This is a genomic window from Streptococcus sp. OMI870 (genome assembly GCF_047460295.1).
Taxonomy (GTDB): domain Bacteria; phylum Bacillota; class Bacilli; order Lactobacillales; family Streptococcaceae; genus Streptococcus.
On the sequence record NZ_JASHGM010000001.1, the window covers coordinates 30,708 to 41,802 of the forward strand.

The 11,095-nt window shown below is 41.4% G+C and carries 13 protein-coding genes; 10 read left to right on the forward strand and 3 right to left on the reverse strand.

The window, feature by feature from the left end:
- Positions 1-10 precede the first annotated feature (10 nt).
- The 5 genes from QM968_RS00160 to ldcB all read left to right on the forward strand — a co-directional run bounded on the left by QM968_RS00160 (position 11) and on the right by ldcB (position 4,728).
- Entirely contained in the window at positions 11-502 is a 492-nt protein-coding gene (locus QM968_RS00160) for a prolyl-tRNA synthetase associated domain-containing protein (RefSeq protein WP_414381234.1), read from the forward strand.
- 21 nt (positions 503-523) lie between these two features.
- The gene (locus tag QM968_RS00165) at positions 524-808 is read left to right on the forward strand and encodes a rhodanese-like domain-containing protein (RefSeq protein WP_414381237.1); all 285 of its coding nucleotides are present in this window, start codon (positions 524-526) and stop codon (positions 806-808) included.
- 163 nt (positions 809-971) lie between these two features.
- On the forward strand, positions 972-2,075 hold the full coding sequence (locus QM968_RS00170) for a DUF6574 domain-containing protein (protein ID WP_414381239.1): 1,104 nt from the start codon (positions 972-974) through the stop codon (positions 2,073-2,075).
- A 66-nt stretch (positions 2,076-2,141) separates the two neighbouring features.
- Positions 2,142-3,938: a TcaA second domain-containing protein gene (locus QM968_RS00175; protein ID WP_414381242.1), complete on the forward strand. Its 1,797-nt coding sequence runs from the start codon at positions 2,142-2,144 to the stop codon at positions 3,936-3,938.
- A gap of 10 nt (positions 3,939-3,948) precedes the next feature.
- The gene (ldcB, locus tag QM968_RS00180) at positions 3,949-4,728 is read left to right on the forward strand and encodes an LD-carboxypeptidase LdcB/DacB (protein ID WP_414381245.1); all 780 of its coding nucleotides are present in this window, start codon (positions 3,949-3,951) and stop codon (positions 4,726-4,728) included.
- Between the two features lie 314 nt (positions 4,729-5,042).
- On the opposite strand, the gene QM968_RS00185 is transcribed toward ldcB, so the two are convergent.
- From QM968_RS00185 to coaA, 3 genes are all read right to left on the reverse strand, one after another.
- Positions 5,043-5,552 carry a DNA topology modulation protein gene (locus QM968_RS00185; RefSeq protein ID WP_414381247.1) on the reverse strand — a complete coding sequence of 170 codons (510 nt, stop codon included), beginning with the start codon at positions 5,550-5,552 and terminating at the stop codon, positions 5,043-5,045.
- Between the two features lie 65 nt (positions 5,553-5,617).
- A complete protein-coding gene (rpsT, locus tag QM968_RS00190; protein ID WP_023023719.1) occupies positions 5,618-5,866 on the reverse strand; it encodes a 30S ribosomal protein S20 in 249 nt (82 codons plus the stop codon).
- A 96-nt stretch (positions 5,867-5,962) separates the two neighbouring features.
- Positions 5,963-6,883: a type I pantothenate kinase gene (gene coaA, locus QM968_RS00195; RefSeq protein WP_414381251.1), complete on the reverse strand. Its 921-nt coding sequence runs from the start codon at positions 6,881-6,883 to the stop codon at positions 5,963-5,965.
- 90 nt (positions 6,884-6,973) lie between these two features.
- On the opposite strand from coaA, the gene QM968_RS00200 reads away from it, so the two are divergent.
- The 5 genes from QM968_RS00200 (at position 6,974) to QM968_RS00220 (ending at position 11,035) form a co-directional block, all read left to right on the forward strand.
- Complete coding sequence (locus QM968_RS00200) at positions 6,974-7,567, forward strand: class I SAM-dependent methyltransferase (RefSeq protein WP_414381254.1); 594 nt, start codon at positions 6,974-6,976, stop codon at positions 7,565-7,567.
- On the forward strand, positions 7,564-8,841 hold the full coding sequence (locus tag QM968_RS00205) for a pyrimidine-nucleoside phosphorylase (protein ID WP_414381257.1): 1,278 nt from the start codon (positions 7,564-7,566) through the stop codon (positions 8,839-8,841). The genes QM968_RS00200 and QM968_RS00205 overlap by 4 nt, the downstream gene beginning before the upstream one ends.
- Before the next feature lie 18 nt (positions 8,842-8,859).
- Positions 8,860-9,522, forward strand: coding sequence for a deoxyribose-phosphate aldolase (deoC, locus tag QM968_RS00210; RefSeq protein ID WP_414381260.1), 663 nt, complete (start codon positions 8,860-8,862; stop codon positions 9,520-9,522).
- Positions 9,509-9,898, forward strand: a complete 390-nt coding sequence (locus QM968_RS00215) for a cytidine deaminase (protein ID WP_009731166.1) — start codon at positions 9,509-9,511, stop codon at positions 9,896-9,898. The genes deoC and QM968_RS00215 overlap by 14 nt, the downstream gene beginning before the upstream one ends.
- Before the next feature lie 75 nt (positions 9,899-9,973).
- Positions 9,974-11,035, forward strand: coding sequence for a BMP family lipoprotein (locus QM968_RS00220; RefSeq protein ID WP_009731165.1), 1,062 nt, complete (start codon positions 9,974-9,976; stop codon positions 11,033-11,035).
- Positions 11,036-11,095 lie beyond the last annotated feature (60 nt).

Sequence of the window (11,095 nt, forward strand, 5' to 3'; positions counted from 1 at the left end):
AGGTATTTCCATGGATCCATATCAAAAAGTCAAAGACAAATTAGACGAACTCGGGATTGAATTTGATGTGGTGGAACACCCACCAGTACTAACTACTGAGCAGGCCGATTCCTATATTGAAGGTCTCGAAGGGGTCCGGACAAAGTCCATGTTTTTGACCAACAAAAAGAAAACCCAGTACTATCTGCTCATCATGGATGACCAGAAACTCTTAGACATGGATGACTTCAAAGAGCAAGTAGGAGCCAATCGGATCCGTATGGCTTCAGCTGCATCTCTGGCAGAAAAAATGCAATTACCAGCTGGGACAGTATCCCCATTTGGCTTGTTAAACAATGCAGAAAAGGATATTCTCGTCTATTTTGATCAGGACATTGTGTCAGAGGAGATCATGACCTTCCACCCTAACACCAATGAAAAGACCATCTTTATCAAAACCCAAGACCTATTCCGCTTTTTAGAATCCATTGATTTTAACTATGAAATACTAATCTTGCCATAGTGGCAACAAAAAGGAGAAATCATGAAAGAAATTTCATTTAATGAATTTTTAGCAAAGTACCAGGCGGGAGAAATCCAAGTCCTCGACGTCCGTGAGCAGGAGGAATATGATGCCCTCCATCTGGATGGAGTGACCTTGCTTCCCTTATCAGTGCTAGCAGAACAGTACGCAGAACTAGACAAGGAGCAAGCCTATTATGTCATCTGCAAGTCAGGTCGACGCTCGGCTCGCGCCTGCCAATTTTTGGCAGAAGAGGGCTATGATGTGACCAACGTCCAAGGTGGCATGGATGCATTTGAATCTTAATCAAACGACCTCTGAAAAGAGGCGTTTTTTATAAGTTTTTAAAAATAAAGAGAATTTGTATGTTTTTCAAAAGATAATGCAGGGATTTTCCAGTCTTTCATTGAAAATGGCCTAAAAATTTTGTATAATACCCTAGTATTAAGAATTTATAAGGAGATTAATTATGTCAAAACAAGATTGGCTGGATTATTTTGAAGCTGTCAATGGTCGTTCTGCTAGTGCGGAAGAAATTGCTCAAGCACTTGCTGCTGGTGAATTTCAAGAAGAAGTAGTGGCTACAGAAGCTCCAGAATTTGTCGCAGCCCCAGTTCAAGAACCAGTTTCAGCACCACAAGCACCAGAATTTGTGGCTGCTCCTGCAGCGCCACAAGAACCAGTTTCAGCGCCACAAGCCCCAGAGTTTGTTGCAGCACCACAAGAACCAGTTTCAGCGCCACAAGCCCCAGAGTTTACCGCAGCCCCAACTGCCCCAGTTGAAGCGCCTGCTCAAGGACCTTCGCCTCAAACTGCTCCAAATAATGGGCCTGCCTTCCAGCAAGCACCACAACAAGCTTACCAACAACCAACTCAAGCTGCCTACCAACAAACGCCTTTCCAAGGGCAACCTGGTCAACCTTACCCAGCACAACCAAGTCAATTTGGTGTAGCCGTTGGTGGTTATTGGAATTGGTTCCTCTCAGCTTTGAAACGTCCAACAGCTGTAAACCAACCAAAAGCGCTCAACGGTATTTTACAATATGTTTTGACTGCTTTTGTAATGAGCTTGGCTACATTCTTTACTGCTAGTGGATATACAGGTGGTTATGGTGCAGATTTCCGTGCCTTTCTGATCATCTTGATCATGGCTTATTTCAATATCTATGCCTTCCAGGTAGCAGGTTTCTTTGTCCGTCGTATCGTTCTTCAAGATAAAGAATATTCATACGGCCGCTCATTTGAAGAGTTTGGACGTTTGTCTGTTTACGCCTTGCCTGTTTCTCTATTTGCATTCTTAGTTGGACTTGTAAAAGCTTATGAATTCTATGGATTCCTAAATTTTTTGATCTTCTTCTTGTATACAGTTGGAACCTTGTATGTTGTATACCAAGCCTTGAACAACACAAAATTTAAAGCAGATAAATTCATATTGCTTGTAGCATCCATTGCGATTTTAATTGTGTTTGCAGCTCTTGTTGTTTACTTGGATCGTCAAATTTTGGAACAAGCTATTATGGGATCTATTACAAATACTCCAAATTTTGGAGACTTGGGTAATTTTGGATACTAAACATATCACAAAAAGGAAGGTGGGAATACCCACTTTCCCTATTTTATAATGAGGGAGATGAAATCCATGCAAAAGAAATGGGTTGAATTATTTGAAAAAGTGATCGGTCGCAAACCGTCACCAGAAGAGTTTATGGCTGGGAAAGCCTGTGGATTTGATTTAAAACAAATTCGGTCTATCGCAGGGAATACCCCAGTAGAGGAAGTAGCTCCTGTAGAGGAACTAGAGGTTAAGCCTGTTGAAGAAGTAAAGAATGTCGATCCACTTCTAGCAGCTCGTCAGGCTTGGTTGCAACATTTTGAAGAAACCTATGGTCGTAAGCCAAGTGCGGAAGAATTTACCGCGGCTAAAAGTCAAAACTTCGAGTTTTTTGTAGGACCTGTGCCTGAAGCAGAATTTGCAACCCCAGATTCAACAGAAGAAACACAGGAATATGTCGCTCAAGAGCCGACTCAAGAGTATACGGCTCCACTTGCTACTGAGCAAACGCAGGTCTATCCTGAAGCAAACTTTACAGAAGCTCTTCCAGCTCAGGAAAAACAAAAGGCACCTAAAAAGCAAAAAACAAAGAGTTGGAAGAAAGGTTCCAAGAAGAAAATTGGGATTATTGCTGCTCTTATCCTTCTTGTCATCGCATTAGTAGCCACTTTCTTTTACTTCCAGTCTACGACACGGGTCGAAGTCACAGCTGATCAATTTATTAAGGCTGTTGATACCAAGGACTATCGAGAAGCAGCGGACTTGCTTTCAACCGATAGCGATAAGTGGACAAAAGACGAAGCTGAGAGCTTTATCACCAGTATGGAAGATCAAGGCATCGATATTGGTACAGAGTTAAACAAGATCATTGATGATGGTGGTGAAGGCACCTATACGGATAAATCTGGAAACAAGATCTTTGGTCTGGAAAAGGCCGACAAGAAATTCGGGATCTTCCAAGAATACCGTGTGTCTAGCTATCCGATCCACGTTAAGGTCAAGACCAATTTGGATCAGGCTAAACTCAAAGTAGCAGATAATAAAACATTGACCTTGAAAAAAGATGAGGTCACAGATTTAGGTTCTTTCCATTACAATGCAAAAGAAATGGAGTTGACCGCGAAAACAGAGGTTGGAAATGTTACTTCTAAGATCCACCTCAATCCTAAGAAAGCCACTAAGAATGCTTTAGAATTGCAACTGAATTCTGAAAAACGCAATTTAGAAGTTGAGTTTCCAGAAGAAGTTGAAAATCCAACGGATGTGAAGGTTGTGGTCAACGGCAAAGAAGTCGGAATCAGCACGACCTTTGAAGTCGATAGCATTCCTTATCAAGAAATTGAAGTGCATGCTGTCTTCAACATGAATGGGGAAACCTACACAACTGAAAAGGCTAAGGTGACGATTGAAGAGGGTGAAAACGATCCGATCGAACTCAAACTAGCCAAAGATACTTTAAAACGCATCAAGAGTGCTCAAGATGCTAAGAAAGCGCAAGCAGCCAAAGAAGAACAAAATCGGACCTTGGCAGAAGAGTTCTTGAAAGAGTACCGCGACGCTGTCTTTAGCTCAGTTTCAAATCGAAATAACACTTACTCTAAATACTATGACACACAAAGTCAAGCCTACAAAGACATGGTTGAATTCACAACGGGTGATGGTGTTCGAAAGGCTAAAATTGACTACTATACTCCAGGAGCTTTGGATATTCAAAGTGTCACTGAAGAAAATGGTGTGGTGACCATCAAGACTTATGAAGACTTTACCGTGCATTATACAGATAGTCATCCAGATTCACAAAACCGCAAGTACAAGACTTACACCTTGAAAAAAGTAGGTGCAAGTTATGTGATCACGGATATTGTCGTAACAAAAGAATCATAGGAGATTCCCCATGAAAGCAAGATTTTCCAAATTAACGTTGGTGACAGTTGCCTTGTTAACCCTGACAGCTTGCTCCCAATCTCAATCCACTAGTTCTAAATCTTCTGCAAAAGAAGAAAGCAAACAAACGCAAACCAAGTCTTCCAAAGAAACGTCTTCAGTAAAAGATCCATCTAAAGAGACAGGGAAAGAGGAGTCATCAAAAGCAAGCAAGTCAGATGTCAAAGTGGACTCTGGTGTCAGCTACAATGGTTCTTACTATAGTGTTAAAGGGAAATATGGTGAGGTGATGATCGCCAACAAACATTATCCTTTGGCGCCGGACTTTAACCCAGGTGAAGACCCTGAAGCTGTTTCGGCCCTTCATGAATTGATTGCAGCCATGCAGGCAGAGGGCTATCCGATCAGTGACCAATATAGTGGTTTTCGTAGCTACGATACCCAGGTGGAACTCTACCAAAACTATGTCAATCAAGATGGTCAGGAAGCAGCCGATCGCTATTCAGCAAGACCTGGTTACAGTGAGCATCAGACGGGTTTAACTTTTGATTTGATTGATACTAGTGGGAATTTACTGACAGAGCCTGCGTCAAGTAAATGGTTGCTCAAGAATGCTGCAAAATATGGCTTTGTAGTTCGTTACCAAGAAGGAAAAGAAAAGGTGACAGGTTATATGCCAGAAAGCTGGCATCTTCGCTATATCGGAAAAGAAGCACAAGATATCGCAGATTCAGGCTTGAGTCTGGAAGAATACTATGGCTTCACCGGTGGCGATTACGTTGATAAATAAAAAGATTGGGGATTGTACCCCTAACCTCAGATTGAAGACAAAGTCAAATTAAAAACTTTCCTTAGGTGAGTACGGACGTCAGCGAACTTCTTCGAAGTTCCATGACTAATTATTGAGCCTAAGGTCTCAATAATTCCGAGTGCCTGAATCGTTATTGTTTCAGGTACTTTACTCACAGCGGAAAGTTTAGGTATTCTCTTGATTCAATCTAAAAATTGGAACTCATTTTTATTTCTTAGCAGAATCGTTTAATTTATTTTACTTTAAAATAGTTTGTCTACATTTTAAGGTTGGGTTTTTAATCCCAACCTTTTTTATTGTATTGTTTTTAGAAATGCATCTAGTTCCTTTTGGTTTTTGAGAGTGATGAATTTATCGGGATAGGTAGAACGGATATTTCGATACCTTTCTTTGGCATTCTTAGTTCGACCGTCCCAGAGAATCCAACGGATGAATTCCCAGTCAAAGCGTTCAGGGCAGCCTGTTGCCATACTCTCGCGAACGCGTCCCTTATAACGGCGGTATCGTTTCCATCCTCTATAGAGGCAGTTCCAACGGGAGAAATTGAGGAAGATAATCTGGTCGGCTTGCTCCATTCTCTCCTCATAGCAGCACCAAGAGTAATTGCCGTCAATGACCCAGTCTCTATGAGCGCTGAGAAACTGCTTCATCTCTTGCTCCATCCAATCCCGGTCACTGTCTATCCAACCCGGTTGAAATTGAAGGGTGTCCATATGTAGCTTGGGAATGGAGTAGTAGCGGGCTAAGGTTTCAGCCAAAGTTGACTTGCCAGATCCTGAATAGCCGATAATCGTAATTTTCATCTCTTCTCCTCATATCGAAGCAACAAAAAAAGCTCCGGAGAGCTCATTTTGTATGCAATTCTTGATTAACCAAGTTTCGCTGCAAGACGTGCTTTATCACGGCTAGCTTTGTTTTTGTGGATCAAACCTTTAGTTTCTGCTTTATCGATAGCTGAGCTAGCAGCGCGGTAAAGTTCTTCAGATGGGTTTGCTTCAAAAGCTTTGATTGCAGTACGCATAGCTGATTTTTGAGCTGAGTTTTTTTCGTTTTGTTTAACGTTCAATTCAGCGCGTTTGATAGCTGATTTAATGTTTGCCAATTTTTTCACCTCCAATGATATTCTAACTCTCTTATTATATATGAAAAGTTTCCTTTTGACAAGCCTAAAATAGTTTTTCCTAAAAAAAGTCCCGTGAAAAGGCGATATTCATTATCTCTTGAGATAAATTTCGTCGATCTCATGGTTGTTTGCCTTATGGAGAATCAAATCAGCTCGGTTACGAGTTGGTTGAATGTAGTGCTGAAGGTTCACTAAATTAATGGATTCCCAGACTTGATGGGCCATCTTTAAAACATCTTCAAGTGATTGCTTTGTAAAACGATAATAGTAGTTATTGGGATCATTCTGTGCTAAGTCCAGGAGTTTTTGGAAGCGATCGATATACCAGGACTCAATATCGTCTACCGCAGCGTCTACATAGATCGAAAAATCAAAGAAATCTGTCATATAAAGACTGTCATTTTGAGGATTTTGGAAAACATTAATCCCTTCTACAATGACAAAGTCAGCTGGCAATATTGTTTGCTTTTGATCGGGAACAATGTCATAAATTTCGTGAGAATAGACTGGAATCTCTACGCTTTTATTATTCTTGATTTGGTTAAGAAAATGGAGGAGTAATTCCATATCATAACTTTCTGGAAATCCCTTTCGATTGAGAAGCTCCTGTTCTTTTAAGACAGCGTTGGGATAAAGAAAGCCATCCGTTGTTACCAATTCAACAGTAGAGCCTTCAAAGGTCCGAGAAAGAAGGATTTGGAGGAGACGGCTAGTGGTTGATTTTCCTACAGCCACACTTCCTGAAACTCCAATGATGAAGGGTTGGCGCTCACTGTTTTTTTGAAGGAAAATACTTTTAGAGAAGGCTAGATCTTCCTTGGAGCGTTTGTAGATTCCGATCAAGTTTGTCAAAGGTAGATAGACATCACGTACATCCTGAAGGTTGATGCGGTCGTTAAAACTCTTGATCGAATTGAGTTCAGTTTGAGAGAGGGGTGGGGTGGTTTTACGGTGCAGATTTTGCCAGGTTTCCCGATTAATTTTTTCGAAATGTAGAAATTCTTTGTCCATTTGGTACTCCTATTGTAGTCTTTAGTATACCAATTTTTAGAGGTCATGTAAACGATTTAAAAATAGAATAAATTATGATAAAATAAACATATGAGTAAAATGTATTTCGATGTAAACCCAGACGCAGAACATGATATTCATGATTTGTCTGTCGTTTTATTGGGACAAAAGATGAACTTCTATACAGACGCAGGTGTCTTCAGTAAAAAAATGATCGATTTTGGAAGTCAGGTGCTCTTATCAACCTTGGATTTTCAAGAAGGAGATAGCGTCCTTGATGTGGGCTGTGGCTATGGCCCGATTGGATTGTCTCTAGCCAAAGCGCAGGGAGTTGCCGTGACGATGGTTGATGTCAATGAGCGGGCACTGGAATTGGCTAAGAAAAATGCAGCCCGCAATCAGGTAGAAGCCCAAATTTTTTCTTCGGATGTCTATGAAGCAGTAGAAGGGGTCTTTGACCATGTCATAAGCAATCCACCGATCCGAGCTGGTAAGAAAGTGGTTCACCAAGTGATTACCGGTAGTTTTGAACATTTGAAACCAGGTGGCGACTTGACCATTGTCATTCAGAAAAAACAAGGTGCTCCAAGTGCTAAAGCCAAAATGGAAGAGACATTTGGTAATTGTGAGACTGTGAAAAAGGACAAGGGTTATTATATTTTAAGAAGCGAGAAAGTATCATGAGAGCAGTAGATATCATTCAGAAAAAACGAGATGGCCTTGCCTTAAGCAAGGAAGAAATTGAATGGTTGATTGAAGGCTATGTGGCTGGAACCGTTCCGGATTACCAAATGTCTGCTTTTGCCATGGCCGTATATTTTAAAGGGATGACAACGGAAGAAATCTCTTATATGACCATGAAGATGGTGGAAACAGGGCAACAGTTTGACTTATCAGCGATTCCAGGGATTAAGGTTGATAAGCACTCGACTGGCGGTGTCGGCGATAAGGTAACCTTGATCTTAGTGCCTTTGGTAGCAAGTTTCGGAGTTCCGGTTGCCAAGATGAGCGGCCGTGGCTTGGGTCACACTGGTGGAACCATTGATAAATTGGAATCCATTAAAGGATTCCAAATCGAACGGAGTCAAGAGGAATTTATCCAGCAAGTACAGGAAATCGGCTTGTCGGTCATTGGGCAATCCGACCAACTTGTGAAAGCAGACAAACTCTTGTATGCTCTTCGTGACGTGACGGCGACAGTGGATACCATTCCTTTAATTGCTAGCTCCGTCATGAGTAAGAAAATTGCATCTGGTGCAGATGCCATTCTTTTGGACGTGACAGTGGGCGAAGGAGCCTTCATGAAGAATATCGAAGATGCTCGTCGTCTAGCACGCACCATGGTGGATCTTGGAAATGCAGTGGGACGGAAAACCATCGCTGTCATTACAGATATGAGTCAGCCTTTAGGAACCAGCATTGGTAATCGTTTAGAAATTTTAGAAGCCTTGGATATTCTTAAGGGGCAGGGCCGAGCGGACGTAACGGAGTTTATTTGTGAGTTAGCGCAAATCATGTTGAAATTAGCTAATGTAGATCAATCGATTGAAGCCATACAGGAGCAGTTGACTAATGGACAAGCCTTGGCAAAATTCGAAGAAATGGTTCTTGCCCAAGGTGGCGACATCGAAGATTTGCATCGGCCTGTTAAAGTGGATCAGGTCATTGAAGTAACAGCGGATCAAGATGGTTTCATTGCAGCCTTGCCAGCCATGGAGTTTGGGCTATTTGCCATGCGTTTAGGAGCGGGACGTGCTGTCAAATCAGATCCTCTGGATTATGAAACAGGAATTGTGTTTGATAAAAAAGTGGGAGAGCAGGTCAAAAAAGGTGAACGAATCGCGCGCATCTATATGAATGAAAAAAATTCACAAGAAAGCGTTACAGAATTCAAAAAAAATGTTAAAATACTAGAAAGAGCTGAAAGCGTTACAGAGATTATTGAAATCATATCTTGAGGACCTTTAGGAGATTATATGAATTTAAATAAATATATTGATCACACTCTTTTAAAACCAGATGCCCAACAAGAACAAATTGAAAAGCTGATTGAAGAAGCTAAGAATTATGATTTTGCAAGTGTCTGTGTCAATCCTACATGGGTAAATTTTGCTGTTGAAGGCTTGCGTGAGTCAGACGTCAAAGTTTGTACCGTGATTGGCTTTCCTTTGGGAGCAAATACACCATTTGTCAAAGCGTGTGAAACAAAAAATGCCATTCAAAATGGGGCCGATGAAATTGACATGGCCATTAACATCGGAGCTCTTAAGTCTAAGAATTTAGCACTAGTTGAGGAAGATATTCAAGCAGTAGTGGAAGCGAGCGGTGATAAGCTTGTCAAGGTCATTATTGAGACCTGTCTCTTAACAGATGATGAAAAGGTCCTTGCTTGCCAAATTGCTAAGTCAGCTGGAGCAGATTTTGTGAAAACCTCAACTGGTTTCTCAACTGGAGGAGCGACTGTAGCAGATGTAGCCTTAATGCGCCAAACAGTAGGACCAGAAATGGGTGTCAAAGCTTCTGGTGGGGCTCGATCTTATGAAGATGCTCTTGCTTTTATCGAAGCTGGAGCGACCCGTATTGGGACTTCTTCTGGTGTAGCGATTGTGGAAGGGAATCTAGCTGATGGCGACTACTGATTTGATCGAATTAGCAGTTGAAGTGAGCAAGCAGGCCTATGTACCTTATTCTCATTTTCCGGTGGGAGCTGTACTGTTAACAAAGAATGGGGACATCTATACAGGTGTCAATATTGAAAATGCTAGTTTTGGATTAACCAATTGTGGGGAGAGGACAGCGATTTTTAAGGCTGTCTCTGAAGGGGCTCGCGATTTTAAAGAGCTCATTGTCTACGGGCAAACAGAGAAACCAATCTCACCATGCGGGGCCTGTCGTCAGGTGATGGCTGAATTTTTTGAGCCGGACCTTCCTGTAACCTTGGTATCTCAAAATAAATCGACGGTCGTGATGACGGTCAAGGATTTACTTCCATATTCCTTTACAGACCTTACTTAGAGAGTCTGTGAGGCGGTCTGTTGACCCTTTCAATACTTCGCAACAATGTTGCACAACAATTTAGGAGGTTCAGTAATGAACAAGAAACAATGGCTAGGTCTTGGTCTAGTAACTGTCGCTGCTATCGGACTTGCAGCATGTGGTAATCGTGCGTCTAAAAAAGATAGCGCTAACTCAGAATCTAAAACAGATTTGAAAGCTGCTATCGTTACCGATACTGGTGGTGTGGATGACAAATCATTCAACCAATCTGCTTGGGAAGGTTTGCAAGCATGGGGGAAAGAAAACGGTCTTTCTAAAGGAAATGGTTTTGATTACTTCCAATCAACAGATGAATCACAATATGCAACAAACTTGGACCAAGCTATTTCTGACGAATACAAATTGATCTTCGGTGTTGGTTTTGCCTTGCGTGATGCAGTAGAAAAAGCAGCTTCTGACAATGAAGACACTAACTTTGTTATCATCGATGACCGTATTGAAGGTAAAAAGAATGTAGTATCTGCAGTATTTGCGGATAATGAAGCTGGTTACCTTGCTGGTGTTGCTGCTGCGAAAACAACAAAATCAAAACAAGTTGGTTTCGTAGGTGGTATGGAAGGTGAAGTTATTTCACGTTTCCAAGCTGGTTTTGAAGCTGGTGTTAAATCTGTTGACCCATCTATTAAGGTTCAAGTAGACTACGCTGGTTCATTTGGTGACGCTGCTAAAGGTAAAACTATTGCTGCTACTCAATACGCTGCAGGTGCAGACGTTATCTACCAAGTAGCTGGTGGTACTGGTGCAGGTGTCTTCTCTGAAGCAAAAGACTTGAACGAGAAGAAAAATGAAGACGAAAAAGTTTGGGTTCTCGGTGTTGACCGTGACCAAAAAGCTGAAGGTGAATATACTTCTAAAGATGGTAAAAAATCAAACTTTGTATTGGCTTCTTCTTTGAAACAAGTTGGTAAATCAGTACAAGACTTGGCTAAATTAGCTTCTGAAGGTAAATTCCCAGGTGGTGAAGTGAAGACATTCAGCTTGAAAGATGGTGGTGTTGACTTGACAACGGACAACCTTTCTGCAGATGCTAAAAAAGCTGTTGAAGATGCAAAAGCTAAAATCCTTGATGGTTCTATTAAAGTTCCTGAAAAATAATATTTGATTGGACCGGCCCTGCCTTATAGGGCCGTTTCTTTTAAAGTGAGACTTTTTTGT

Coding starts and splice junctions, on each gene's coding strand:
- QM968_RS00215 (WP_009731166.1), top strand. CDS start 9,509: ATGGCGACTACTGATTTGATCGAATTAGCAGTTGAAGTGAGCAAGCAG.
- ldcB (WP_414381245.1), top strand. CDS start 3,949: ATGAAAGCAAGATTTTCCAAATTAACGTTGGTGACAGTTGCCTTGTTA.
- QM968_RS00200 (WP_414381254.1), top strand. CDS start 6,974: ATGAGTAAAATGTATTTCGATGTAAACCCAGACGCAGAACATGATATT.
- QM968_RS00170 (WP_414381239.1), top strand. CDS start 972: ATGTCAAAACAAGATTGGCTGGATTATTTTGAAGCTGTCAATGGTCGT.
- deoC (WP_414381260.1), top strand. CDS start 8,860: ATGAATTTAAATAAATATATTGATCACACTCTTTTAAAACCAGATGCC.
- QM968_RS00185 (WP_414381247.1), bottom strand. CDS start 5,552: ATGAAAATTACGATTATCGGCTATTCAGGATCTGGCAAGTCAACTTTG.
- QM968_RS00205 (WP_414381257.1), top strand. CDS start 7,564: ATGAGAGCAGTAGATATCATTCAGAAAAAACGAGATGGCCTTGCCTTA.
- QM968_RS00220 (WP_009731165.1), top strand. CDS start 9,974: ATGAACAAGAAACAATGGCTAGGTCTTGGTCTAGTAACTGTCGCTGCT.
- QM968_RS00175 (WP_414381242.1), top strand. CDS start 2,142: ATGCAAAAGAAATGGGTTGAATTATTTGAAAAAGTGATCGGTCGCAAA.
- QM968_RS00160 (WP_414381234.1), top strand. CDS start 11: ATGGATCCATATCAAAAAGTCAAAGACAAATTAGACGAACTCGGGATT.
- QM968_RS00165 (WP_414381237.1), top strand. CDS start 524: ATGAAAGAAATTTCATTTAATGAATTTTTAGCAAAGTACCAGGCGGGA.
- coaA (WP_414381251.1), bottom strand. CDS start 6,883: ATGGACAAAGAATTTCTACATTTCGAAAAAATTAATCGGGAAACCTGG.